The organism is Halorubrum rutilum (genome assembly GCF_024494565.1).
In genome coordinates, this window is sequence record NZ_JANHDN010000007.1 from 12,462 (window position 1) to 36,078 (window position 23,617).

Consider the following 23,617-nt stretch of genomic DNA (forward strand, 5'->3'; position numbering starts at 1 on the left):
ACCGGTCAGCTGTTTCAGTCGAGAATACATCTGAAGAGTGGGATTTCAACAGAGCCAAAACTTTAGTCTGCTTGGGCAAGTCGTTGTTTTGAGACCTGAGATGCGAGACAAATCATGAGTGAGACCCCGCCAACCAGACTGGTTCTCCAGAGCCTTCTTGACGCCACAGCCGAGGTTGCGCTTTTGATCGACTCGGACGGTCTTGTCGTTGAGGAACTCCGGAACGACAGCGATCACGAGTTACTCGACGATGGCGGCGAAGAGCTGACAAGCAAGACGCTGTGGAACGCGCTTCGGTCCTCTCAGCTTGAGCATCTCCGTACCACCATCGAAGAGGTATTCGACTGTGGAGAGACACGGCCGGCCGACATTCAGATCGGCGTCGAGGGAAAAACGAGACAAGTAGAGGGGACGGTGAGTCCAGTCGGTGACGGAGAGCCTCGCTTTGCGTTGTTGACGATCGAGGACACTACCCAGCAAATGAACAGACAGCGTGCTCGTGATCTACTCAGCCGGGTCTTCGAGGTCGCTCCCATTGGTATCGTTGTCGTAGAACCGTCTGGGAACATATCACGGGCGAATAGGCGTGCCGAAAATATTCTTAATCTAGAACGAGAAGAAATCACCGATCGGACGTACAAAGATCAAGAGTGGAATATAACCTATGACGACGGCACACCGATTGCTTCCGACGAGCACCCAGTGACGAAAGTCCTACAGACTGGAGAGCCAGTTCTCGGCTTAGAACATTGGATCGAATTGCCGGATGGGACAAAAAAGTGGCTCTCAAGCCACTCTGCTCCGGTGTTGGACGAGGAGGGTGACGTTGAGTGTGTCGTGGTCGGACTCGACGACATCACTCACGTGAAGTCTCGCGAAGAGCGACTGGAATGGCTGGTTAGAAGCGAGGAACTGGCGGACATCGGCGGTTGGGAGCTTGATCTCAACACAGACATCCTCAGGGGAACGGCCGGCATGAGCCAACTACACGGAGATGACGACTATCCCCTCCCACTAGAGGAGGTCATCACACTGTATCACCCTGATGACCGTCAAGACATACGTGACGCGATCACCGCTTGTCGGGAGGAAGGCTCTCCGTTCGAGATTGAGGCCCGACGGCGGACAGCTGACGGGTACGAACGCTGGGTCCGTGTGGCTGGAGAGCGTGTCGAAGAAGAGGGAACAGAGAAAGTCCGCGGTATCCTCCGAGACATCACGGTTGATAAGGAACGTGAGCAGCGACTCAGCGTGATGAATCGGGTATTACGGCATAATATCAGGAACCGTGCGAATGTCATACTCGGGCATGCTGATCTGGTGAAGGACGAGCTGGAGAAACTCAATGTCCCGGAAGAAATAAAAACAGAACGACAGGAACTACTGGACTCGATCGAGAAGACATCAAAAGAAGGTCGGGATCTCCAGTCCGAGGTTCGCCTGTTGGAGAATTTATTGGCTGACCTACAACAGTCGTCTGTAGAACGGGCTGAGACGGGTGTTGACATGATCAGGACTACCTCGGTAGACCTCACGGAGCTATCCGAGAAGGTGCGTGCTTTTGACGACGCAATTGACCGTATCGGCACTGTGGATAATGTCGAACTCAGCTCGGTCATCGGTGCCTTGGTCACCGAGTACGGCGAAGAGTTTCCCGAGGCCGAAATCAACGTTACCGGCGACGACGTGACGGTGACCGGTGACCGAGAGGTGCTTCGCGTGATCCTTCAGATGCCTATTGAGAACGCACTCCAACACTGTGAGGCACCGGAGCTGAGCATCTCAGTGACCGCGCCGTCGTCAAGATCGGACCGGGTTGTTGTCAGCATCAAAGACGACGGACCTGGAATCCCCGAGTTAGAGAAGCGCTCGTTAGAAAATGCTCAAGAGACACCAACGGCTCACAGCACAGGCATCGGACTGTGGACGATGCAGTGGCTCACCCGACGTATCGGAGGAGCAGTGTCCGTAGCCGAAAACACACACGGTGGAACGACGGTCGAATTGGAACTACCCATCTCCTTCGAGAGTAAACAGGCCCTCTCGTCGGAGTAGTGTATCACTTGTAGTAGGACTCGTGTCGGGTATGTACGCTCAGGGTTATTACAATCGGTTTTTGTATACTTTGGCGAGTATTGAGGCTACACCGCACATACTTTATTGATACGGAGCAATAGCCGGCACCTCATTTTTCGGGTGCCCGACACGCGCCCTCTATTCAGCACGGCTCCGAAAACATATCACCTACTGAGGATTTCAACAGAGCCACTGTACAGGAACGAACGGCCGCGTCGGCTCTGATGCATGGGAGGCGGTGCGGCGGCGCGTGCCGGTGAGCGGCCGACAGGCCGTGAACCGCACGCGCGAGGGAGTCGGTGGTCCGGAGCGAAGCGGAGGACCACCGACGAGGCTGGGGAGGCGTGAGGCTGCGGTGCTGTCCGGGACGGGACTCAAAGGGGCAGCCGTGAGGCGGGCGCAGGGAACGTAAGCACCGCAGGGAGCGAGTAAAACGAGCGACTGAGGAGCGCAGCGAGCGTGTGCCCGCCTCACGGCTGGGGCTTTGGAAGTGGTCAGCGTCGATCCAGCACCAGTCACGTATAGCCGAGCGGCTGTGATTTTAGAGGTGTTCACCGCGATTCCGACCGTTCATGAACAGAGGGTCACAGAATCGACTCTCAGTTACAAACAACCGACGTTCCCGCAACTGAGCTCCTACTATCCGCTACATTCGGCGAGCCACTCGTGCGCCCACTCGTCGATCTCCTCGAAGACGGGCGCGAGCGACTCCCCCTTTGGAGTGAGGCTGTAGTACGTCGCCACCGGCGACTCCTCCTCCAGCCGCCGGTCGACGAACCCCGTCTCCTGGAGGTCGTCGAGCACGCGCGAGAGCGTGCGGGCGTTCGCGTCCGTCTCGCGCTTGAGCTCGTTGAAGCGCGACTCGCCGTTCAACAGCTCGTGGAGGACGACGAGCCGCCAGCGCGAGCCGATCTGTTCGAGCGAGTCGACGACGGGACACGCGGAGGCCGGGGCCGAGGACGTGTCCGTCTCAGCCTCCGTATCGGTCGTTTCCGCCGGGTCGGAGCCGGCGAGTTCCTGCGATGACATCGGTGTTACCTACTTACCCTTTTGTCCGGGAAGCGATAAATAGGTTACGTCCGTATACGTAGTTACACGATGTTAGCTGAATTCACGACGCTACCGCTGCAGCTCGACGCCCCCCTCGCGGGCGAACTGTTCCTGATCGGTCGGATCCTGTTCGGCGCCACGCTCGCGTTCATGGGCCTGAACCACTTCATGGACCTCGACACGATGGCCGGCTACGCCGAGTTCAAGGGGCTGCCGGCGCCGCGCTTCTCCGTGGTCGCCTCCGGGCTCGTCCTGGTGCTCGGCGGGCTCGGGATCGTGGTCGGCGCGTTCCCCGTGGTCGCGGCCGGCGCGCTCGCCGCCTTCCTGCTCGTCTCCGCCGTGACGATGCACGACTTCTGGTCGATCGACGACCCCGAGGAGAAGCAGAGCGAGATGACGAGCTTCCTGAAGAACGTCTACGGCGCCGGCGCCGCGGTCGCGCTGCTCGCCGTCGGCGGCACCGCGTGGCCCTACGCGCTCGGCCTCGGCCTGTTCTGACCGGATGCGACCGTTCCGAACCGAACGCGACCGTTCTGATCGAACGCGACCGTTCTAACCGGACGCGACGCCTTCTGACCGTTCTTTCGACCCGCCAGTACCACTAACTGACTCCGCGACCACCCGACACACGACCATGACCGACGCCCCGCCCACCACCGGACTGCACCACGTGACGAACATCTGCACCGACATGGACGAGACGGTCGCGTTCTACGAGGACGCGCTCGGCTGGTACACGGTCAAGCGGACCCAGAACTACGACGACCCGGGGACGCCCCACTACTACTTCTCCTCCACGCCGGAGGGGGAGCCGGGGACGAACGTCACCTACTTCGAGTACCCGAACTCGCAGGGCGCGCCCGGCCCGGGCGCGAGCCACCACTTCGCGTTCGGCGTCGAAGACGAGGAGACGCTCCGCGAGTGGCAGGCGCACCTCCGCGAGCAGGGGGTTCGGGTCTCCGAGGTGAAGGACCGCACCTACTTCAAGAGCATCTACTTCAGCGACCCCGACGGGCTCGTCTTCGAGCTGGCGACCGAGGGGCCGGGGTTCGCCCGCGACGAGGAGGACCCCGGCAGCGCGGAGATCGACCCGTTCGCGGAGGGGTACGAGAACTGAGCGGGGACACGAGACCGAACGGCCCAGTCAGGACTCCACGAGCGTCGCGAACCGATCGAGCGCGCGCCGGCAGAGGGGGACGTACCACGCCGCGACAACCGGCACCTCGATGACGACGCGACTCCGGCCCGACTCCCCGGCGTAGCCGTCGACGCGGTGACCCGTCGCCGGCACCCCCGCGACCCGCCAGTCCCAGCGTCGGCCGTTGCACGCGGTCACGCGAAACGGGAGCCACGTGCCGCCGACCCGGACCCGCCCGGTCGTCCCCCGAGTCACGTACCGGTCGTCGCTCTCGACCGCCTCGATCGCCGGCCCCCAGTCGGGCCAGGCGCGGGTGTCGCGGAGCGCCTCGGCGGCGACCGCCGGCCCGACCCCGACGTCGCGACCCACGGCGAGCGTCGCCCCCTCGCGGACGACCGTCGACGCCGAGCCGCCGCCGCACCGGTCCGAACCGGAACGCCCGCCGACGTCGACGGCCCCGTCGGAATCGAAACGTTCGTCCGATTCCTCGCCCGAACGAGACCGGTAATTCACGGTTCGTTAAACGCTCCCGTCGCAGTTAAGCCGACGCATATTAATTCCTTAAATGGTATCAGGTCTCATTATCTCTTTCCACGAAGGGTTAATACGGGGATCCGCGCTATCGAGCGTCAAGATGGCCGACGACCGCGACACCATGAAAGACGTCTCGCACACGGCACCGCACGACACCTCGGCGAAGGGAGTCTGGCGACGGGGCCGAGGTCCCGTCGAGGAAGAGGAAGAAGAGGAGGAGTAACCCCGTCGCACCCCGCGGTTTCCCGATTTCCCCGACGCGGGTACCGGTCGGTTCGCCGTCCGCACTCCTCGTCCCGCCCTGTCTCCCGTCGTCCCGTTCTCCGCCGTCTCGCTCCTCACCGCTCCGGGCGGTCCGTCTCGCGACGCTCCCCGACCTCCGAGCCCCTCTCCCCGACCTCCGAGTCCGTCTCCGGGACGCCGAGCTCCTCCGCTTCCGTCGGCGCTCGGCCGAGCATGGCCCGCAGCGACGACCACGCCTGTCGCCTGTCGCCGCCCTTCGAGAGCGGGATTCCGACGAACGACGCCGCCGGGTGCGTCGTCTCCGGCCCGAGGTGGTCCATGTGCGCGGAGACCCACGTGAACACGACGGACAACGCCGTGAGCACGGCGAACGAGACCCAGGATTCGACCGGGGAGAGGCCCGCCGCCCCGACCGCGACGCCGGCGATGACGTAGACGAAGGCGACGAAGATCAGGAGGACCGTCACCGTCGCCAACAGGTCGTTGACCGCGGTGACGCGGGCGTTGTAGTCGATCCACTCGGCGTAGCTCCGGAGGAGCCGCTCGTCGAACCCGGCGTCCCCTCCGGGACCGTCCGGCCCCGGTTCCACGCCGGAGCGCTCGCGGGCGACCACGGCGTCGACGGCGTCTATCGACAGCCCGCCGCGGAGGTCGGAGGCGGTGTAGGTGACGGCGGCCAGTCCGGTCGACGCGAGCAGGAGGAGCCCGCCGACGACGGTGAAGGGGTTCAGGAAGACGGCCAGGTCGACCGTCGTCTGGACGACGATGGAGCCGCCGGTGACGACGATCCCGATGAGCAGCAGGTTCGCCTTCAGGATCTCGATCGCCTTGTTGTCGATCTCGCGGAGCCGCTCGACCTGGTAGTCGAACGTCCGCTGGAGCTCCTCGCGAGTCGTCCCCGCGACCGCGGGGTCGACGGCGGGCTCCGGGGCCCCCGCGTCGGGGGGAGCGACGGCCGACCCCCCGTCGGCCGCGTCGCCCGCGTCGGGGGCGTCGCCGTCGGCGGGGCGGCGCTGACGGTCGGTCGCGTCCCCTCGGTCGGTCATGCGACGGGGTTCTCGCAGGGGCGCCGTAAGGCTACCGGCGGCCGTGGGGCCGTGTCCCGGTGACGCGACCCGACCGACCCCCGCGGGACGCTGGCCCGTCTCCACGTGTGTCACGAGGCGCGACGTCCCGGCCAGCGGCGCGACACCCGCGTCCCCGACCGCCGTTCTCGCGGCTGATAGCCGCGGAGGTGGGTTTAACCCGGGCCGCGGCCGACCGCGATCCATGATCGAGGTGGCGGGGCTGCGGAAGGCGTACGGCGACTTCGCGGCGGTCGTCGACAGCGACTTCTCCGTCGCGGAGGGCGAGGTGTTCGGCATCGTCGGCCCGAACGGCGCCGGGAAGACGACGACGCTGAAGGTGCTCGCCGGGCTCGTCGAGCCAACCGAGGGCGAGGTCGAGGTCGCCGGCTTCCCCTCCGACGACCCGGAGATGCGACGGCGGCTCGGCTTCCTCCCCGAGGAGTCGCCCTTATACGAGGAGATGACCCCGCTGTCGTACCTGGAGTTCTTCGCCGACCTGTACGACGTGCCGAGCGACGTCGCCGACGAGCGCATCGCGGCCGCGCTCGACCGGCTCGAACTGGACCACCGCGAGCGCCGGCTCGGCGACATGTCGAAGGGGATGAAACGCAAGGTCGCGATCGCAAGGTCGCTCGTCAACGACCCGGACGTGCTCGTGTACGACGAGCCGGCCTCCGGGCTCGACCCGGTGACGACGAACTCCGTGCTGGAGTTCACTCGGGAGCTGCGCGCGGCCGGCAAGACCGTCGTCTTCTCCGCGCACAACCTCTACCACGTCGAGTCCGTCTGCGACCGCGTCGTGGTGATGAACGAGGGCCGGATCGTCGCCCGCGGGAGTGTCGACGGGATCCGCGAGCGACACGGCGAGACGACGTACCACGTGTTCACCGACGTCGCGCCCGCCGCCACCGACCGGCTGGGCGAGACCCTCGACGACCCCGAGGGCGCGACCGAGGCGGTCGGCGACCGGTTCCGAACCGCCGTGCCCGACATGGACGCGGTCGAGGCCGTCCGGGCGGCCGCCGCGGAGGCGGGCGGGGAGGTCGTCGACATCCGGACCCGCGAGCCGAGCCTGGAGGACGTGTTCCTCGACATCGTCGGGCGGCCGATGCCCGGGCGGTACGCCGCCGGGAGCGGGGCGATCGAGGGGGTCGAGGAGGGGGCCGAGTGATCGACCGGCTCCGGAGGGTCCTCCGGGTCGCGCGCTGGGAGGTCGCCCGCGCCGGCGGCGGGGTCGACCGCCGCACGCTGGCCGCGGCGCTCGCGCTCGTACTCGTCGCCGGCGCCGTCCTCGGCGGGGGGCTCGCGGTCGGCGCGGTCGGGCTCGACGTCGACCGCGACGTGTACCGCGTCGCCGTCGACGGCGACTCCCCGTACGCGGACGCGGTCGAGGCGGCGCCCGCGCTGACGCACGTGCCCGTCGACGGCGCCGCGCTCGGCGACACGGCGGACCTCGTCGTCCTCGACCGGCGGAGCGGGTCCGGCGGCGTCGAGACCGTCGCCGTCCGCGCCGGCGACACGCGGAAGGGCGAGGCCGCGGCCGCCGAGTTCCGCGAGGCCGTCGAGGCGCACAACGAGCGGCTGATGGCGGCCGAGGAGAACGCGACCGCCGCCTTCCCGGTCACCGTCACCCTCCGGTACGTCGGGCGGACGAGCGCGCTCGACGACGGCCCGACGCTCGGGGAGGGGGGTGACAGCGACGATGGCGGTTCGGGCGACGGGAGCGGGGGCGGTTCGGGAAGCGGCGACGGCGACGGGACCGACGCCGCGACCGGCGACACCGCGACCGACGACGCCGCGAGCAACGCCGGAAGCGGGGGCGGCGGCCTCGCCGTCCCCTCGGTCGGCGGCGGGACGTTCGGCGCCGACACGGTCGGCTCGCCGGGGTCGATCTCGCCGCCGTTCCCCTTCGTCTCGCTGCTCCTGGCGTTCGTCTTCCTCGTCCCGATGAACTTCATCATCCAGGCGTACGGCTCCTCGGTGCTCGACGAGCGCACGAACCGGCGGGGGGAGCCCCTGCTCGTCACGCCGCTCTCCCCGGTCGACATCGTCGCGGGGAAGACCCTCCCGTACGTCGCGGCCGCGCTCCTCGTCACGACCCTCATCGCGGTCGCCGTGGGCGGCGGCGCCCTCTCGGTGGTCGCCGTGCTCCCCGTCGCCCTAGCGTTCCTCGGGGCCACGTTCGTCGGCGCGATGTTCGCGCGGTCGTTCAAGGAGCTCACCTTCGTCACGGTCGGCGTCAGCGTGCTCCTCACGACGTACGCGTTCGTCCCCGCCGTCTTCACCAACGTGACGCCCGTCGCGCTGGTGTCGCCGCTGACGCTCGTCGTCTTCGACCTGCAGGGCGAGGCCGTCTCGGCCGGCGAGGCGCTCTTTTCGACCGCGCCGATGTCGCTGGGCGCCGCGCTCCTGTTCGGGCTCGGGCTCGGCGTCTACCGGGAAGAGGACATGTTCACCCAGAAGCCGGTGGCGCGGAAGCTCCTCGACGCGCTCGCGGTGCGGCTCTCGGCGGTCGAGGACGCCGGACTCGGTGACCTCGCCGACCGCCGGCGGCTCCGCGCGCTCGGCTCGGTGGCGTTCCTCACCGCCTGCGCGATCCCCTTCGTCTTCGTCGCGGAGCTGCTGGCGGTCGCGACGCTGTTCGCGCTCCCCGTGACGGTCTCGATCCCGGTGCTCCTCGTGACGATCGCCTTCGTCGAGGAGGTCGCCAAGAGCGTCCACCTCTACGCCGGCTTCGAGCGCGGCGTCTTCGCCCGGACCGACCGGGTCGCCGTCGCGGTCGGGCTCGCCTCCGCGGTCGGCTTCTTCCTCGCCGAGAAGGCCACGGCGGTCGTGCAGGCGGTCGGGCTCACCGAGCTGTACGTCGGCCGGGCCGCGTTCGGGAGCGTCGCCGGCGTGGAGGGGCTCCCGCCGGTCGTCCTCGCAGCGCTGCTGTTCGCGCCCCTCGTCCTCCACGGCCTCGCCACGACCGTCGCCGCGGTCGGGGCGAGCCGGGACCGGACGCGCTACGCGCTGACGCTGGCGCTGGCGACGCTTATCCACGCCGCGTACAACTTCGGGGTGGTGAGCCTCCATGGGTGACGCCGACCGGGCGGAACGCGACGGGGCGGAACGAGGCGACGCGACCGCCGGGCGGAGCGGCCGCCTCACGATCGCGGGCCGGGAGCTCGCGGGCCTGCGCGCCGAGAAGACGATCCTGCTGGCGATCGCGATCCAGCTGTTCATCGCCGCGTTCTCCTCGTTCCTCGTCGTCGGGCTCGTCTCGATGTACGACCCCGGCGCGCTCGGCGGCGCGGAGGTCGAGGTGGCCGGCGCGGGCGACGCCGTGAGCGACCTCGAACGCGCCGCGAGCGAGGTCGACGGGGCCTCGGTGACGCGCTACGAGGACGCCGCCGCCGCGCGCGTCGCCTTCGAGCGCAACGCCGCCGACGCGGTGGTGGTCGCGGACCGGAGCGACGACGGGCGGGTCGTCGCGAGCGTCACGGCGCCGGACGCGACGGTCGAGACGACCGTGATCGTCGTCCAGCTCCGGGCGCTGCTGCGGACCTACGAGCGACAGGAGCGCGCCGACCGGGCCGCCTCCCTGAGCCAGTCGCCGCTCCCCCTGCCGGACCGGACCGGCTCCAGCCCGTACTTCACGTTCACGTACACGGTGTTGATCCCCGTCCTCGTCTTCCTCCCCGTCTTCATCTCCGGGTCGCTCGCCGTCGATTCGATCACCGAGGAGATCGACGAGGGGACGCTGGAGCTGCTCCGGGTCGCCCCGGTCACGCTGGGGGAGATCGTCGACGGGAAGGCGCTCGCGGCGGTCGCGATCGCCCCCGGACAGGCGCTGCTGTGGCTGCTCCTGCTCCGCGCGAACGGGACGTCCGTCGCCAACGTCCCGCGGATCCTCGCGTTGATGACCGCGCTGACGACGCTCGTCGTCGCGCTCGCCGTCGCCGTCTCGGCGCTCGCGCCCGACCGGCGGGCCGCGCAGTTCCTCTACTCGATCGGCGTCTTGGTCCTGTTCGGCGGCGCCACGGCGATGGCGGGCGGCCCGGCCAACGCGGTCGCGCGGCTCGCGATCGACAGCGCTGACGCGGCGACGACCGCCCTCGTCGTCGCCTACGTCGGCATCGCGGCGGTCGCGTACGTCGGCGTGCGGGGCCTCGTCGCGGAGAACGGGTTCGAGGGCTGAACGCTCCGAGGGCGGGGCTCACCACTCGCCGGTGACGCGCTCCACGAACCGTTCGACCCACCCGGCGGTCGGGAGCCGCCAGCCGTACGCGACCGCGACCAGGCGCGAGCCCGCCCAGCGCGCCCAGCGCGCCGACGGCCCAGTACGCGGTCCCGCCGAGCACCGCGGGGCTCGCGTAGAAGTCGTCGAAGAGGATGAACGGCGCGCGGTCGAGGAGGATGTCCGCGAACGCGCCGCCGCCGACCGCGTTGATCGTCGCGATGGCGACGACGCCGAACGCGGAGACGCCCGCGTCGGTCGCCACGATCGCGCCGGTCGTCGCGAAGGCGGCGAGCCCGACGGCGTCCGCGACGAGGGTGACCGGGTGCGTGTCGGGGTCGGCGAGCGCGACGCTGAGGGCGACGGCCAGGCCGACGCCGACGAGGCCGAGGGCGATCTCCGCGGGCGACCGGAGGGCGAGCGGGACCCGGTTCACGAGGAGATCGCGGGTCACGCCCCCGGCGAACGCCATCGCCAGCCCGACGACCGCGACGCCGAACAGGTCGAACTCCTCCCGGATCGCCTTCGTCGAGCCGACAAGCGCGAACGCGACCAGGCCGATCGTGTTCATCGCGGCGAACGGGTCGCCGAACAGGGTCGCCGCGAGCCCGCCCGTCACTCCCCGAACGCCCCCAGGCTCGACTGCAGTTCGCGGTCCGGCACCTCGTCGGCCAGCTCGCGGCCGACCAGCTCGCGGGCGTCGACCGCGTACGTCGAGCCGCCGCGGTCGAGCACGAGTACCCGGCCCTTCCAGCCGCGCACCGTGCCGGCCGCCATCGTCTCCGCCACGGGGCGCTCGTCGAGGTCGAGCCCGTAGTCGAAGTCGAAGCGCTCGATCGGGTCGAACCGATCGAGGAGCGCCTCCCACGCCGACTCGTCGACCGCGCGCCCGAACCCGGCGAGCTTCGTCGGCACCCGGACCCGGTCGACGAGGTCGTCGCCCTCCGCCAGCTCGGCCTCCACCCGTCGAGCGACGCGCCCGTCGGGAAACGTCCGGACGTGGGCGGCCCGGTCCGCGCCCTGCTCGCGGAGCCGCGTCTCCAGCCGCCACAGCCGCGTCACGCCGACCTTCAGCACGTCGGGGGCGAACGCGGCGAGGTAGAGCGCGTGCTCCTCGTGGCAGTCCATCTCGTCTTTCAGGCACGTCCCCGTGCACCGCGCGCACACCCAGACGCTCCCGTGGGCGTCGCAGTAGGGGGCCTCCGGGGCGTCGCAGGCGACGTGCTCGCCGTCGTGGACGGTGCCCGCGCAGCGGCGGTCGTCGAGGCCGTACGCGAGTTCCGTTCCGGCGTCGGCCTCGACGAACTCCACCGCGCCGCCGCTGGCGACGTAGAGCCCTTCGCCCGACTCGTAGCCCACGACCTGCACGCGCTCCCGTACGGGGAGCCGCGACTTATGAGCGTCGTCGGAGAGCCCGGGGCGAACGCGACCCGCGACGGACGCGACCCGAGGCTATCGCCGCGACTCGGGGGACACCGGCGCAAGAGTCAACACCGTTCGAGCCTCCTAGGTGATCTTTGATGATGGACTCCGACGACCCGCTCGCGGACGTCTTCGTCGCGAACGTCATGACCGAACCGGTCGAGACGATCGACCCCGGGGCCTCGGCGGCGACGGCGGCGCGGCGACTGGTCGAGTCGGACATCGGCTCGATCTTAGCGGGCGCCGAGTCGCTACCGCCCGACGGCATCCTCACCGAGTCCGACTTCGTCGCTCTCGCCGCCGAGGGGCGGGACCCCACGACGACGACGGTCGAGGAGTGGATGAGCTCCCCCGTGATCACGGTGAGCCCGTCCGACTCGATCGGGGCGGCGGCCCGGACGATGGCCGACCGCAACGTGAAGAAGCTCCCGGTGGTCGAGCCGGAGACCGCCGGGCTCGTCGGGATCGTGACCACGACCGACGTGGCGCGGTACGTCCCGGTCCACGAGTTCCACCCGGAGGAGACCGGCTGACCGGTCCGACGCCGCGAGGCCCGCCCGGGCCGTGGGCGGGCGGCCGCGACCGAGTTCAGTCCGGGCCGTCGCCGTGGACCGCCGCCTCGACCGCCGCCGCGAGGCGCTCGCGCGTCCGGTGGCTCGACTCGGCGTCGGTCCGGACCTCGATCAGGTGGGAGCCGTCGGCGTCCCGCGCTCTCGCGCACGCCGCTTCGAGCTCCGCGGCGGCGTCGACCGGGTCCCCGACCGCTTCCGGCCGCGCGTCGATCCGGGCGTACGCCAGCCCGTGGAGGTCGGCCAGCGGCTCGAACTCGACGCCGTGAGGCGTCTTGAACGACTCCGTGAACTCGGGCTCGAACGACTCGACCGGGAGCGCGTGGAAGATCCCGCCGCCGTCGTTGTTGATCAGCACGACCGTCGCGTCGACGTCGCACCGGTCGATCGCGAGCAGACCGTTCGCGTCGTGGTACAGCGCGAGGTCGCCGACGACGAGGGTGAGGTGGTCCGTCGTCGCCGAGCCCGCCCCGAGCGCGCTGGAGACGATCCCGTCGATGCCCGAGACGCCGCGGTTGCCGAGGGCGGTGACGCTCGCCGTGGTCGGGCCGACGAACCGGTCGAGGTCGCGGACGGGCATCGAGTTCGAGACGAACAGCGTCGCCGGGTCCGGGAGCGCGTCGGCGACCGCGCGGAGCGCGTCGCCCTCGTGGAAGCCGACCGGACCGGACGAGTCGGGGAGCGCGTCTCCGCCCTCGCTCCCGGTCGCCTCCCGCTCCCGGCCGTGTATCTCCCGGGCGACGCGGTCGGCCTCCTCCCACTGCGCGCGCCAGTCCGGGTCGCCGCCGCCTCCGCCGACGAGCCGGGAGAGGCGGGCGCAGAGGCGGCTCGGCTCGGCGACGACGAGGTCGGTCGCGGCGAACTCGGCCTCGCGCCACCGGCCCGCGGGGTCGACTTGGTACTGGTCGGCGCCGGTCCCGGCGAGGTACTTCCGGAGGTTCTTCGAGGTGGGCGACGCGCCGAGCCGGAGGACGACCTCGGGGTCGGTCCACCCGGTCGCGGGGCCGTCGCCCACGCCCCCGCCGCCGTCGCTCTCGCCGTCGCCGGCGTCGCCCTCGCCCGCGACGTCCGCCGAGAGGTACGCGTCGTACGCGCCGATCACGGGGGCGACGCGGGTGTGGCCGCCGTACCGGACGTTCGAGAGCGGGTCGGCGACGATCGGGAAGCCGGTCGCGTGCGACAGCGCCGTCACCGACTCGGCGTCGATCCCGGGCGGGTCCGCGGGGCCGGCGACGATCAGCCCGCGGTCGGTCGCCCCGAGCTCGTTCGCGAGCGTCCGGAGCCCGTCGTCGCCCGGCTCGGGCGACCCGGGCGTCACGTCGACGTAGGGGCCGTCGCGACCGGCCTCGGCGACCGGATCGAGGTCCGCGGGCACGTCGCCCGGCACCCGCGTCGGCTCCAGCGGCTTCTCGAACGGGACGTTGAGGTGGACCGGGCCGGGGTCGGCGCCCTCGGCGGTCGCCACGGCCCGACCCACGGTGGTCCGCAGCGACCGGAGCGCGCGGTCGTTCGGCGCCGGCTCGGGGAGGTCCTTGTAGAAGCGGACGGCGTCGCCGTACAGCTTCTCCTGGTCGGCGGTCTGGTTGGCCCCCGAGTCGCGGAGCTCCGGCGGGCGGTCGGCCGTGAGCGCGAGCAGGGGGACGCGGCCCTCGCTCGCCTCCATCACGGCCGGGTGGTAGTTGGCGGCGGCGGTGCCGGAGGTGCAGATCAGCGGCGCGACGCTCCCCGTCCGCCGGGCGCGGCCCAGCGCGAAGTAGGCGGCGGAGCGCTCGTCCAGCTGGGAGAAGACGCGGAGGTCGTCGTGGCGGACGGCGGCCATCGTCAGGGGCGTGGAGCGGCTGCCCGGCGAGACGACGACGCTGTCGACGCCCGCGGCGACGAGCTCGTCGACGAGCGCTCGCCCCCACAACGCGTTCCGGTTCGGCGCGGTCATTGCCACCGCTTGGGGGTCGATATTTAAATACTCCCGCGGGTCGGCGGCGACACCGGCCGCCGCTCCGTTTCAAACTCGGTCGAGCCGCGAGATCCCGTGCCAGACGGCGTCGACGAGGCGGTCCTCGCCCTCGCCCTCGGCGTCGGCCCAGCCGCGGGCGATCGCGTCCTCCAGCACCGGGAGGGGGTGGTTCTCGAAGTTGTTCATCCCGCGGAACGTCTCCAGCGCCTCGCGCTGGGGCGCGCCGAAGGCGTCGACGCCGGTCGCGTCGCCCTCGTCGAGGAAGCCGAGGTCGGCGAGCGTCGCCGCGACCGCCGCGGCGGGGTCGCCCGTCAGCTCCCGGGTCTCGTCGGGCGCCTCGCGCTCCAAGAGGGTGACGTCGTACAGCTTGAAGACGCGCTCCAACTCGTCGATCGGGCTGTCGTGGTCGTCGACGCGCACGTCGATCCACCGGTCGTTGCGGCCGTCGTACCCGCCCTCTGGCTTGGCGACGTACAGCGCGGCCGACTGCTCGCCCCGCCTGTCGCCGCCCGCCTCGTTGCCGGCGTGGAGCGCGGCGATCAGCCGCTCCGGGAACCCGCCGTCGGTCTCCTCGAACGCGTCAGCCATCGCCGTGAGGGTCTCTTCGTTCTCCAAGATGTTCCCCTGTACGGTGTAGTCGTCGCCCTGCAGATCGCCCGCGTAGTCGTGGCACTCGTCGCCGGTGAACGCGGCCGGCTCGCCGTCGAGGCCGACGATCCCGACCTGCCGGGAGGGCGCCTCGTCGTCGGGGGCGGTGAGCTCGTCGATCGCGTCGGCGGCGTCGCGACCCTCGCGGAGGCGGTCGAGCCCGTCGGGGCCGTAGGCGACGTTCGCGAAGCTCTGCGTGGCGACCGCGCCGGCGTCCGCGCTCACGAACGGGACGAGCGCGCCGACACCGATGAACTTCGACTGAACGGCGACGCCGACGGCGCCGGTCCCCGGGTCGCGGGCGGCGATCGAGAACGTCGAGGGACGAGGTGGCATGTGGATGGCGGATGGGCGGCCGCCCTCATAAATCCGGTCGCGGCCGCCGAGGGGGGCCGGTGGCGACGGGTCCCGCCGGCCGGTCCGCCGCCCCGGCCGCGTTCTGCAACGCTTATGCCCGCCGACCGACTTCGATCGGGTATGAGCGACGACGACGCCGTCGACGTCGAGGTCGAGTCCCCCGACGACGCCGCGGGCGACGCGGCGAGCGCGAACGGCACGGCGGAGGCGACCGCCGAGGAGGCGAACGGCGAGTCGGCGGGCGACGCCGACGCGGGCGGCGACGCCCGGAGCGGCGAGGGCCGCGAGGCGCTGGCCGCCGAAGTCGCCGAGCACGACGAGGCGCTCGCGCGGGAGGTCGCGGCGCTGGAGGCGGAGCTCGCCGAGACGCGCGAGGAGCTGCTGGACGCCGAGGCGGAGGTCGAGGAGCTGACGAGCAAGCTCGCCCGCGTGAAGGCGGACTTCAGCAACTACAAGCAGCGCGCCAAGCGCAAGCAGGAGGAGATCCGCGAGCGCGCCTCCGAGAAGCTCGTCGAGCGCATCGCCCCGGTCCGGAACGACCTCCTGCGCGCGCTCGACCAGGAGGAGGGGAGCGACCTCCGCCCCGGCGTCGAGTCGACGCTGGAGAAGTTCGACGAGGTGCTCGCCGAGGAGGGCGTCGAGCCGATCGACCCCGACCCGGGCGACGAGGTCGACCCGTCCCGCCACCAGGTGATGCTTCGCGTCGAGAGCGATCAGCCCGAGGACACCGTCCACGAGGTGTACGAGCCCGGCTACGAGATGGGCGACCGCGTCGTCAGCGAGGCGAAGGTCACCGTCAGCGCCGACGAGTCGTAGTCCGCGTCCGACTCACTCCCCGTCGGCGTCGTCCGCCCCGTACCGGTCCGCGAGCTCGTCGAGCCCCGCGTCCCGCTCGGCGGCGTGGGGCACCGACAGCGGCGAGACCGACACCTCGCCGTCGACGACCGCGCGGCGGTCGGTGCCGACCGGGTCCGGCACGTCCGCCGGCGTCATCCGCCCCCAGATCGGGTCGGAGATGGCGACGCCGCCGTCGCCGTCGGCGGTCGCCTCCATGCCGTACCACTCCGAGGGGGCGGTGACGCGCATCGGCGCGGGGTCGACCGCGGCGTCGCTCGGGGCGGATTCGTCCGCGGCCGACGCCTCCCCCCCGTCGCCCGCGGCCGGCTCCGCCATCGGCGCGTTCACGTTCAGGTAGTCGGCGCGCTCGAAGGCGCCGGCCTCCGGGGCCTCGTCGACGAGGAACCGCGTGGCGCGGACGGCGTGCGCGAACGACTCGGGGGGCAGCTCCCGCTTCCACCAGTCGTCGCCGCCGGGCACGTACATCGACGCCGCGATCCCGGGGACGCCGAAGAACGCCCCCTCGACGACCGCCGAGACGGTCCCGGACCGCCCGAGCGTGTACGCGCCGAGGTTGGCGCCCTCGTTGCAGCCGGCGACCACGAGGTCGGCGTCGGGGACGAGCTCGTCGAGGCCGGCGACGACGCAGTCGACGGGCGTCCCGTCGACGGCGTACCCCAGCTCGTGCTCCGCGACGTCGACGTCGGCGGAGATGGCGCGGCCGATCGAGGAGCGGTCGCCCGTCGGCGCGACCGCAACCACGTCGTAGTCGGGCGCGAGCGCGTCGTACAGGGCGCGGAGCCCGGCGGCGTCGACGCCGTCGTCGTTCGTCAACAGGATCCGCTCGACGCTCATACCGCCACGTCGGGCGGTTCGGACAAAAGCCCACCGTCGGCGGGGGTCGGTTCGAGCGGGGCCGCTCCGTCCCGACCACCGCGAACGGAAAAGCCCACGTGTCCCGGGCCCCCACAACCCGATATGGGATTCGGGGACACGGCGAAGAAGATCCAGACGCTCGCCGACAAGGCCGAGCGCACGTACCAGAAGATCAACGAGCTCCGCAGCGAGGTCGAGGAGACGCAGACGACCGTGCTCGACACCTCCGAGCGCGTCCAGCGGCTGGAAAACGAGATGGCCGAGCAGCGGGCCGTCCTCGACGCGGTCGCGCGCGAGGTCGGCGTCGACTTGGAGAGCGTCAGCACCGAGGCGCACATCGCCGAGGCCGAGCGCGCTGCCGCGGAGGGTGCGCCCGAGGACGCGACCGACGACGCCGCCTCCGCCGAGAGCGACGGCGGGGAACCGACCGACGACGACGACGCGGCGTAACCGACGCCTCAGTCGACCCCGGCCGCCTCCTCGCCGGCCTCCTCACCGGCCCGCGAGACGACCTCGGCCGGCACCCCCGCGACCGTCGTCTCGGGCGGCACGTCGTCGGCGACGAGCGAGTTGGCGGCGACGCGCGCACCCTCGCCGACCGTGACGCCCGGCAGGACGACCGCGCCGGCCCCGATCATCGCGCCCTCCTCGACGACGACGTCGCCGAGGCGGTACTCGTCGCGGAGGAACTCGTGGCACAGCAGCGTCGCGTCGTAGCCGATTATCGCGTCGTCACCGACGGCGATCCGCTCCGGCCAGAACACGTCCGGCGTCGACTCCAACCCCCACGCGACGCCGGTTCCGACCGCGACGCCGATCCGCCGCAGCAGCCAGTTCTTCAGCCGCAGGCTCGGGCAGATCCGGGCGAGCACGATCGCGACGTAGTTGCGGACGACGACGAGGGGCGACTTCGCGTCCGGCCACGACCACAGCGAGTTGCGCGGTCCGGGCGTCGGGTGGCGGTCTAGCTGGTCGGTCCGAGAGCCGTCCTCCACCGCCGCGCCGCCGTCCTCGTGAGTCACGAGGGACCGTTCGGACGGCGTGGTTAAAAGGATCGCCGACGCGACGGTTCAAGTCGGATGCCGCGACCAGCACCCGTACGACCTGACGAGGGCCCACGGCCGGCCGAGACGGGTGCGCGGTCGACCGCCGTGCGGACGCGACCGACGACCGCCTGTTCGCCACGCCGCACAGGGTCCCGCTCGTCCGGCGGCCCGCTCGGTCGCCCGCCTACTCCCGCAGCTCGTCCATGTGTTCGATCCGCCGCTCGACGAGGTCGGCCTTCCCGACGTCGTGGCGGATCCGGAGCCCGTCGCCGGCGGCCGAGAGCCCCGCCTCGGCCTGTCGCTCCGCGGCGGCGATCGAGTCGCCCCGCCCCACGACAGCGAACGACCGCGAGGTGGTCGTGTACAGCCCGTCGTCGCGCTCGTCGACGCTGGCGTAGTAGAGCAGCGCGTCACCCACGCTCTCCTCGTCGACGGCGATTTCCGCGCCCGCGTCGGGGTCGACCGGGTACCCGTCCGGCACGGCGTACTTGCAGACGGTCGCCTCGCCGGAGAAGGTCAGTTCGGGGAGCGCGTCGCCGGACTGCGTCCGGCTGCCAGAGGCGCGTTGCGCCTCGCTGTCGCCGTCGCGAGCGGCCGTCAGCACGTCGATGAACGGCGTCTCCAGGACCGGCAGCGTGTTCATCGCCTCCGGGTCGCCGAAGCGCGCGTTGAACTCGACGACCTTCGGCCCCGCGTCGGTGAGCATGAACTGGCCGTAGAGGACGCCCTTGTAGTCGGGAAGCGCGTCGACGACCGCTTCCAGCACGTCGACGGCGGCCGCGTAGTCGCCCTCGGCCATGAACGGCAGCGACGGGCCCGTGTCCGAGTACGACCCCATCCCGCCGGTGTTCGGTCCCTCGTCGCCCTCGTAGGCGCGCTTGTGGTCCTGGACCGCCGGCGTCGTCCGCAGGTCGCCGTTCGCGACGAACGCCTGCACCGTGAACTCCTCGCCGACGAGGCGCTCCTCCAGCACGACGCGGTCGTAGCCGGCGTCGCGGAGGTACGCCTTGGCCTCCTCGCTCGTCACCTGATCGCCGATCACCTTCACGCCCTTGCCGCCCGTGAGGCCGGCCGGCTTCACCGCGAGGTCGCCGTCGTAGTCGTCGATGTAGTCGCAGGCCGCCTCGGTGTCGTCGAACACCGCGTAGTCCGGACAGCCGGGGATCGACGCCTCCTCCATGAACTCGCGCTGGTACGCCTTGTCCGTCTCCAGCCGCGCCTCCTCGGCCCGCGGGCCGAACGCGTAGACGCCGGCGTCGTCGAGCGCGTCGGCGACGCCCGCCGCCAGCGACGACTCGGGGCCGATCACCGCGAGGTCGGCACCCACGTCGGTCGCGTACTCCGCGACGGCCTCGGCGTCGGTCTCGTCGATCGCCTCGAACCCCTCCGCCAGCCGGCGGATACCCGGATTGCGATTGCTCGCGCAGGCGTACAGCGCGCAGTCGTCGGCGACCGCGCGGGCGATCGCGTGCTCGCGGCCGCCGCCCCCCACCAGCAGTACGGTGTCGGTCATACGGGACGGGTGAGTGCACGGTAGTGTAAGCGTTACTCTCTCAGGGCGGCGAGATACGCAGGGACGTGGATCAACCGCGGGAACGGATCCCGAAGACGCGGCTCGTGTGACGGCTTTTTGCCTCGGCGGGGCGAACCGGGCGTATGACACAGCCGACGTCGCGGAACCGCCTCGACGAGGAGGCGAGCCCGTACCTCCGGCAGCACGCGGACAACCCGGTCAACTGGCAGCCGTGGGGCGACGGGGCCTTCGAGCGCGCCCGTGAGCACGACGTCCCGGTGTTTGTCTCGATCGGCTACTCTTCCTGTCACTGGTGTCATGTGATGGCCGAGGAGAGCTTCGAGGACGAGGGAGTCGCAGAGGTGCTCAACGACGGGTTCGTGCCGATCAAGGTCGACCGCGAGGAGCGTCCCGACGTGGACAGCACGTTCATGACCGTCTCCCAGCTCGTCACGGGCGGCGGCGGCTGGCCGCTGTCCGCGTGGTGCACGCCCGACGGGAAGCCGTTCTACGTCGGGACCTACTTCCCACCCGAGCCGCGCCGCAATCAGCCCGGGTTCCGCGACCTCTGCGAGCGCATCGCCGACTCGTGGGCCGACCCGGAACAGCGCGAGGAGATGAAGCGCCGGGCCGAGCAGTGGACGACGAGCGCCCGCGACGAGCTGGAGTCCGTCCCCGACGCGGGAACCGGGCCCGACGAGGACGACGCCCACCCTTCCGGCGCCGACCTCCTCGACGAGGCCGCCGCGGCCGCGATCCGCGGGTACGACGACGAGTACGGCGGGTTCGGCAGCGGCGGCGCGAAGTTCCCGATGCCGGGCCGGATCGATCTCCTCATGCGCGCGTACGCTCGAAGCGGCCGTGACGCCGCGCTGACGGCCGCGACCGGCACTCTCGACGGGATGGCCCGCGGCGGGATGTACGATCAGATCGGCGGCGGCTTCCACCGGTACGCGACCGACCGGCGGTGGACGGTGCCGCACTTCGAGAAGATGCTGTACGACAACGCGGAACTCCCCATGGTGTACCTCGACGGCTACCGCCTGACCGGCGACCCCGCCTACGCCCGGATCGCGAGCGAGACGCTCGGCTTCCTCGATCGAGAGCTCCGCCACGAGGGCGGCGGCTTCTTCAGCACGCTCGACGCTCGGAGCGCACCGCCGGAGGGCCGGCGGGGAGATGCGAGCGACGGTGACGGAAGCGGGCACGCCGACGTCGAGGGCGCCTTCTACGTCTGGACGCCCGCCGAGGTCGACGCGGTCCTCGACGAGCCGGCCGCGTCGCTGGCGAAGGCGCGGTACGGGATCGAGCCGGGCGGGAACTTCGAGCGCGGCACGACCGTGCCGACGATCGCGGCGTCGGTCGCGGAGCTGGCCGAGGAGCACGACCTCGCGGTCGACGAGGTCCGCGAGCGCCTGACCGAGGCCCGCGTCGCGCTGTTCGAGGCGCGGGAGTCGCGCCCGCGGCCCGCCCGCGACGAGAAGGTGCTCGCCGCGTGGAACGGCCGGGCGATCTCCGCGTTCGCGAGGGCGGGGGGCGTCCTCGGCGAGGGGTACGCCGCGATCGCCCGCGAGGCGCTCGACTTCTGCCGCGATCGGCTCTACGAAGCCGACACGGGGGAACTCGCCCGCCGCTGGCTCGATGGCGACGTCCGCGGGCCGGGGTACCTCGACGACCACGCGTTCCTCGCGCGCGGCGCGCTCGACGTGTACGCCGCCACCGGCGACCCGGAGCCGCTCGGGTTCGCGCTGGAGCTGGCCGAGACGATCGTCGACGAGTTCCACGACGCCGACGACGGGACGATCTACTTCACGCGGGACCCGGAAGCGGCGGACGACGGGGAGGCCCCCGCGGGCGACGGCGCCCTGTTCGCCCGCCCGCAGGAGTTCACCGACCGCTCGACGCCGTCGAGCCTCGGCGTGGCGGCCGAGACGCTGGCGCTGCTCGACGGCTTCCGGACCGACCGCGAGTTCGCGGCGGTCGCGGAGGCGGTCGTGACGACCCACGCGGACCGGGTCCGCGCGAGCCCGCTGGAGCACGTCTCGCTGGTGCGGGCGGCCGAGCGCTTCGAGACGGGCGGGATCGAGGCGACGATCGCCGCCGACGCGGTGCCGGACGCGTGGCGCGAGACGCTCGGCGAGCGGTACCTCCCGGGCGCGCTCGTCGCGCCCCGACCGCCGACCGAGGCGGGGCTGGACGCGTGGCTCGACCGGCTCGGCATGGGCGAGGCGCCGCCGATCTGGGCCGGCCGCGACGCCGTCGACGGCGAGCCGACGGCCTACGTCTGCGAGGGGCGGACCTGCTCGCCGCCGGAGACCGACCTCGACGCGGCGCTGACGTGGCTGGCGGAGCGGCGCGAGCCGGAGTGAGTCGCGTCGCAGTTATATGCGTCCGACTCGACGCCACTGACATGCGCGATTTCGTCGTCGTCGGCGCCGGCCCGCCGGGCTCCCGGTTCGCCAGGCGCGCGGCCGAGGCCGGCCGCGACGTCGTCGTCTTCGAGAAGGGGACGGTCGGCGAGCCGCTGGCGTGCTCGGGGCACGTCTCCGACGACGTCTGGGGATACGTCCCCGACGCGGCCCGCGACCGGCTCCGGCAGAACCGGGTGTACGGCGCGCGGTTCCACGTCGGCGGTCCCGGCTCGACGGCGTACCCGTTCTACAAGGATCGACCCGTCTCGAACGTGATCGACCGCGTCGGGCTCGACCGGACGCTCGCCGACTGCGCGCGCGAGGCGGGCGCCGACGTGCGCGAGGGCCACACCGTCCTCGACGTGGACGAGCGGCCGGACCGCGTCGCCGTCGAGGTCCGGACCCCCGACGGCGACGTGGAGACAGTCGAGGCGCGGATGGTCGCCGGCTGCGACGGCCCCACCTCCCGCGTGCGCCGGTCGCTCGACCTCCCCGAACCGGACGAGCTGCTCCACGGCGTGCTCGCCTTCGACGACGCCCCGGACGACGGCGACCTCGTCGACGTCCACCTCACCGCGCCGACGTTCTTCGCGTGGCGGATCCCGCGGGGCGACGCGGGCGTCGAGTACGGGCTCGCGGCGCCCCCCAGCGACGACGTCACGGCGATGTTCGACCGGCTCACCGACGCGTACGGCGCGACGACCGAGCGCTTCTGCTCCGGAGCGATCCCGGTCGGCCCCCCGGACCGGGTCACGACCGACCGCGCGTTCCTGATCGGCGACGCGGCCGCGCAGACGAAGCCGTTCACCGGCGGCGGGATACTGTACGGGATGACCGCGGCCGACGTGGCCGCGGACGCGATCGATCCCGGGGACCCCGCCACCCTCGCCGACTACGAGTCCGGCTGGCGGGACGAGATCGGCCGCGAGATCCTCCTCGGAAAGGGGATCCGTCGGTGCTACTCGCTGCCGGAACCCGTACAGCGGCTCGGCCTGCGGGCGCTGTCGGGCGAGATCGGCGTCCACATGGACCGCCCGAGTTCCTTTTTCTCGGCGACGCACCTCCGGCGGCTGTTCTCGCGGAGCGACCCGCCGGAGTGACCGGGACGGTCTTCCAATTAACCGAAACGGCGTTTAAGACGGCGCCCGGACGCGACCGTTACTCCCCGACGACCTCGGCGAAGGAGACGTTCTCGCGGACGCTCGTGATCTCGACGGTCGGCTCGTCGCCCGGCTCGGAGTCGGGGACGATGACGACGTAGCCGCGCTCGATCTTCGCGATCCCGTCGCCCTTGTCGCCGAGCGTCTCGATCGTGACCTCGCGGACGTCGCCCTCGGAGACCGGCGGTCCGGCGGCCGCGTCGCCGGGGGAGCGCGCCGCGGAACTCCCCGTCCCGTTACCGGTGACGCCGCGGTCCGTCGACGATGCGTCGGCCGCGGAGCCGGTCGAGGCGGCGGCCTCGTCGCCCCCGCCTCGGGCTATCAGCGCGACGCGGTAGGTCCCGCCGGGCTCGACCGTCCCGTGCTCGATTTCCGAAGCGGGGACGGCGACGACGTGGTCGCCGTCCCGCTCCTCGACCTCTCCGGTGAACAGACACGCGAGCGAATCGGTGATCTCGACCATGGGCCACGTTGCGAACACGGTAATGAAAAGCTCC

General features: G+C 71.1%; 22 protein-coding genes and 1 pseudogene. 12 read left to right on the plus strand and 11 right to left on the minus strand.

What is annotated here, in order from left to right; genetic code table 11:
* Nucleotides 1-114 precede the first annotated feature (114 nt).
* Complete coding sequence (locus tag NO900_RS14035) at nucleotides 115-2,055, plus strand: sensor histidine kinase (RefSeq protein ID WP_256408981.1); 1,941 nt, start codon at nucleotides 115-117, stop codon at nucleotides 2,053-2,055.
* 660 nt (nucleotides 2,056-2,715) lie between these two features.
* Here NO900_RS14035 and NO900_RS14040 read toward each other — a convergent pair.
* Nucleotides 2,716-3,105 (minus strand): winged helix-turn-helix transcriptional regulator, encoded by a 390-nt coding sequence (locus NO900_RS14040; protein ID WP_256408982.1) that lies wholly within the window; start codon nucleotides 3,103-3,105, stop codon nucleotides 2,716-2,718.
* 69 nt (nucleotides 3,106-3,174) lie between these two features.
* Between NO900_RS14040 and NO900_RS14045 the strand changes: the two genes are divergently transcribed.
* Together NO900_RS14045 and NO900_RS14050 are read left to right on the plus strand one after the other, a co-directional pair.
* On the plus strand, nucleotides 3,175-3,624 hold the full coding sequence (locus NO900_RS14045) for a DoxX family membrane protein (RefSeq protein WP_256408983.1): 450 nt from the start codon (nucleotides 3,175-3,177) through the stop codon (nucleotides 3,622-3,624).
* A gap of 136 nt (nucleotides 3,625-3,760) precedes the next feature.
* Entirely contained in the window at nucleotides 3,761-4,243 is a 483-nt protein-coding gene (locus NO900_RS14050; protein WP_256408984.1) for a VOC family protein, read from the plus strand.
* 27 nt (nucleotides 4,244-4,270) lie between these two features.
* Here the strand turns inward: NO900_RS14050 and NO900_RS14055 are convergent, their stop codons facing one another.
* Entirely contained in the window at nucleotides 4,271-4,777 is a 507-nt protein-coding gene (locus NO900_RS14055) for a hypothetical protein (RefSeq protein ID WP_256408985.1), read from the minus strand.
* A 121-nt stretch (nucleotides 4,778-4,898) separates the two neighbouring features.
* Here NO900_RS14055 and NO900_RS14060 point away from each other — a divergent pair, with 121 nt between their 5' ends.
* Nucleotides 4,899-5,021 (plus strand): DUF7989 family protein, encoded by a 123-nt coding sequence (locus NO900_RS14060; protein WP_256408986.1) that lies wholly within the window; start codon nucleotides 4,899-4,901, stop codon nucleotides 5,019-5,021.
* A 115-nt stretch (nucleotides 5,022-5,136) separates the two neighbouring features.
* Here NO900_RS14060 and NO900_RS14065 read toward each other — a convergent pair whose 3' ends face one another.
* Entirely contained in the window at nucleotides 5,137-6,087 is a 951-nt protein-coding gene (locus NO900_RS14065) for a hypothetical protein (protein ID WP_256408987.1), read from the minus strand.
* A gap of 223 nt (nucleotides 6,088-6,310) precedes the next feature.
* On the opposite strand from NO900_RS14065, the gene NO900_RS14070 reads away from it, so the two are divergent.
* The 3 genes from NO900_RS14070 to NO900_RS14080 are packed head-to-tail and all read left to right on the plus strand — an operon-like array spanning nucleotide 6,311 to nucleotide 10,288.
* Nucleotides 6,311-7,279, plus strand: a complete 969-nt coding sequence (locus NO900_RS14070) for an ABC transporter ATP-binding protein (protein ID WP_256408988.1) — start codon at nucleotides 6,311-6,313, stop codon at nucleotides 7,277-7,279.
* On the plus strand, nucleotides 7,276-9,189 hold the full coding sequence (locus NO900_RS14075; protein ID WP_256408989.1) for an ABC transporter permease family protein: 1,914 nt from the start codon (nucleotides 7,276-7,278) through the stop codon (nucleotides 9,187-9,189). The genes NO900_RS14070 and NO900_RS14075 overlap by 4 nt, the downstream gene beginning before the upstream one ends.
* The gene (locus NO900_RS14080) at nucleotides 9,182-10,288 is read left to right on the plus strand and encodes an ABC transporter permease (protein WP_256408990.1); all 1,107 of its coding nucleotides are present in this window, start codon (nucleotides 9,182-9,184) and stop codon (nucleotides 10,286-10,288) included. Before NO900_RS14075 ends, NO900_RS14080 begins: the two co-directional genes overlap by 8 nt.
* 18 nt (nucleotides 10,289-10,306) lie before the next feature.
* Here the strand turns inward: NO900_RS14080 and NO900_RS14085 are convergent.
* Nucleotides 10,307-10,946 (minus strand): annotated as a pseudogene (locus NO900_RS14085) (trimeric intracellular cation channel family protein).
* The gene (locus NO900_RS14090) at nucleotides 10,943-11,695 is read right to left on the minus strand and encodes a DUF2797 domain-containing protein (protein ID WP_256408991.1); all 753 of its coding nucleotides are present in this window, start codon (nucleotides 11,693-11,695) and stop codon (nucleotides 10,943-10,945) included. The pseudogene NO900_RS14085 and the gene NO900_RS14090 overlap by 4 nt, the downstream one beginning before the upstream one ends.
* A gap of 152 nt (nucleotides 11,696-11,847) precedes the next feature.
* Between NO900_RS14090 and NO900_RS14095 the strand changes: the two genes are divergently transcribed.
* A complete protein-coding gene (locus tag NO900_RS14095; RefSeq protein ID WP_256408992.1) occupies nucleotides 11,848-12,282 on the plus strand; it encodes a CBS domain-containing protein in 435 nt (144 codons plus the stop codon).
* Between the two features lie 55 nt (nucleotides 12,283-12,337).
* Here the strand turns inward: NO900_RS14095 and menD are convergent, their stop codons facing one another.
* Nucleotides 12,338-14,251, minus strand: coding sequence for a 2-succinyl-5-enolpyruvyl-6-hydroxy-3-cyclohexene-1-carboxylic-acid synthase (gene menD / locus NO900_RS14100; protein ID WP_256408993.1), 1,914 nt, complete (start codon nucleotides 14,249-14,251; stop codon nucleotides 12,338-12,340).
* Nucleotides 14,252-14,320: 69 nt separating this feature from the next.
* The gene (locus NO900_RS14105) at nucleotides 14,321-15,256 is read right to left on the minus strand and encodes a DUF1028 domain-containing protein (RefSeq protein ID WP_256408994.1); all 936 of its coding nucleotides are present in this window, start codon (nucleotides 15,254-15,256) and stop codon (nucleotides 14,321-14,323) included.
* Nucleotides 15,257-15,397: 141 nt separating this feature from the next.
* Between NO900_RS14105 and NO900_RS14110 the strand changes: the two genes are divergently transcribed.
* Nucleotides 15,398-16,093, plus strand: coding sequence for a nucleotide exchange factor GrpE (locus NO900_RS14110; protein ID WP_256408995.1), 696 nt, complete (start codon nucleotides 15,398-15,400; stop codon nucleotides 16,091-16,093).
* Between the two features lie 12 nt (nucleotides 16,094-16,105).
* On the opposite strand, the gene surE is transcribed toward NO900_RS14110, so the two are convergent.
* Nucleotides 16,106-16,969 carry a 5'/3'-nucleotidase SurE gene (gene surE / locus NO900_RS14115; RefSeq protein ID WP_256408996.1) on the minus strand — a complete coding sequence of 288 codons (864 nt, stop codon included), beginning with the start codon at nucleotides 16,967-16,969 and terminating at the stop codon, nucleotides 16,106-16,108.
* Nucleotides 16,970-17,092: 123 nt separating this feature from the next.
* On the opposite strand from surE, the gene NO900_RS14120 reads away from it, so the two are divergent.
* Nucleotides 17,093-17,440, plus strand: a complete 348-nt coding sequence (locus tag NO900_RS14120) for a DUF5798 family protein (RefSeq protein WP_256408997.1) — start codon at nucleotides 17,093-17,095, stop codon at nucleotides 17,438-17,440.
* Between the two features lie 8 nt (nucleotides 17,441-17,448).
* Here the strand turns inward: NO900_RS14120 and NO900_RS14125 are convergent, their stop codons facing one another.
* Both NO900_RS14125 and purD read right to left on the minus strand, forming a co-directional pair.
* On the minus strand, nucleotides 17,449-18,012 hold the full coding sequence (locus NO900_RS14125) for an acyltransferase (RefSeq protein WP_256408998.1): 564 nt from the start codon (nucleotides 18,010-18,012) through the stop codon (nucleotides 17,449-17,451).
* Between the two features lie 208 nt (nucleotides 18,013-18,220).
* A complete protein-coding gene (gene purD / locus NO900_RS14130) occupies nucleotides 18,221-19,549 on the minus strand; it encodes a phosphoribosylamine--glycine ligase (RefSeq protein WP_256408999.1) in 1,329 nt (442 codons plus the stop codon).
* Nucleotides 19,550-19,692: 143 nt separating this feature from the next.
* Here purD and NO900_RS14135 point away from each other — a divergent pair, with 143 nt between their 5' ends.
* A complete protein-coding gene (locus tag NO900_RS14135; protein ID WP_256409000.1) occupies nucleotides 19,693-21,918 on the plus strand; it encodes a thioredoxin domain-containing protein in 2,226 nt (741 codons plus the stop codon).
* Nucleotides 21,919-21,959: 41 nt separating this feature from the next.
* Nucleotides 21,960-23,060 carry a geranylgeranyl reductase family protein gene (locus tag NO900_RS14140; protein WP_256409001.1) on the plus strand — a complete coding sequence of 367 codons (1,101 nt, stop codon included), beginning with the start codon at nucleotides 21,960-21,962 and terminating at the stop codon, nucleotides 23,058-23,060.
* A 58-nt stretch (nucleotides 23,061-23,118) separates the two neighbouring features.
* Here NO900_RS14140 and NO900_RS14145 read toward each other — a convergent pair whose 3' ends face one another.
* Nucleotides 23,119-23,583, minus strand: coding sequence for a TRAM domain-containing protein (locus NO900_RS14145; RefSeq protein WP_256409002.1), 465 nt, complete (start codon nucleotides 23,581-23,583; stop codon nucleotides 23,119-23,121).
* Between the last annotated feature and the right edge of the window lie 34 nt (nucleotides 23,584-23,617).

What these genes read in the sequence shown, in the direction of transcription:
- NO900_RS14035 (WP_256408981.1), top strand. Translation starts at nt 115, where the DNA reads ATGAGTGAGACCCCGCCAACCAGACTGGTTCTCCAGAGCCTTCTTGAC.
- NO900_RS14040 (WP_256408982.1), bottom strand. Translation starts at nt 3,105, where the DNA reads ATGTCATCGCAGGAACTCGCCGGCTCCGACCCGGCGGAAACGACCGAT.
- NO900_RS14045 (WP_256408983.1), top strand. Translation starts at nt 3,175, where the DNA reads ATGTTAGCTGAATTCACGACGCTACCGCTGCAGCTCGACGCCCCCCTC.
- NO900_RS14050 (WP_256408984.1), top strand. Translation starts at nt 3,761, where the DNA reads ATGACCGACGCCCCGCCCACCACCGGACTGCACCACGTGACGAACATC.
- NO900_RS14060 (WP_256408986.1), top strand. Translation starts at nt 4,899, where the DNA reads ATGGCCGACGACCGCGACACCATGAAAGACGTCTCGCACACGGCACCG.
- NO900_RS14065 (WP_256408987.1), bottom strand. Translation starts at nt 6,087, where the DNA reads ATGACCGACCGAGGGGACGCGACCGACCGTCAGCGCCGCCCCGCCGAC.
- NO900_RS14070 (WP_256408988.1), top strand. Translation starts at nt 6,311, where the DNA reads ATGATCGAGGTGGCGGGGCTGCGGAAGGCGTACGGCGACTTCGCGGCG.
- NO900_RS14080 (WP_256408990.1), top strand. Translation starts at nt 9,182, where the DNA reads ATGGGTGACGCCGACCGGGCGGAACGCGACGGGGCGGAACGAGGCGAC.
- NO900_RS14095 (WP_256408992.1), top strand. Translation starts at nt 11,848, where the DNA reads ATGATGGACTCCGACGACCCGCTCGCGGACGTCTTCGTCGCGAACGTC.
- menD (WP_256408993.1), bottom strand. Translation starts at nt 14,251, where the DNA reads ATGACCGCGCCGAACCGGAACGCGTTGTGGGGGCGAGCGCTCGTCGAC.
- NO900_RS14105 (WP_256408994.1), bottom strand. Translation starts at nt 15,256, where the DNA reads ATGCCACCTCGTCCCTCGACGTTCTCGATCGCCGCCCGCGACCCGGGG.
- NO900_RS14110 (WP_256408995.1), top strand. Translation starts at nt 15,398, where the DNA reads ATGAGCGACGACGACGCCGTCGACGTCGAGGTCGAGTCCCCCGACGAC.
- surE (WP_256408996.1), bottom strand. Translation starts at nt 16,969, where the DNA reads ATGAGCGTCGAGCGGATCCTGTTGACGAACGACGACGGCGTCGACGCC.
- NO900_RS14120 (WP_256408997.1), top strand. Translation starts at nt 17,093, where the DNA reads ATGGGATTCGGGGACACGGCGAAGAAGATCCAGACGCTCGCCGACAAG.
- purD (WP_256408999.1), bottom strand. Translation starts at nt 19,549, where the DNA reads ATGACCGACACCGTACTGCTGGTGGGGGGCGGCGGCCGCGAGCACGCG.
- NO900_RS14135 (WP_256409000.1), top strand. Translation starts at nt 19,693, where the DNA reads ATGACACAGCCGACGTCGCGGAACCGCCTCGACGAGGAGGCGAGCCCG.
- NO900_RS14140 (WP_256409001.1), top strand. Translation starts at nt 21,960, where the DNA reads ATGCGCGATTTCGTCGTCGTCGGCGCCGGCCCGCCGGGCTCCCGGTTC.
- NO900_RS14145 (WP_256409002.1), bottom strand. Translation starts at nt 23,583, where the DNA reads ATGGTCGAGATCACCGATTCGCTCGCGTGTCTGTTCACCGGAGAGGTC.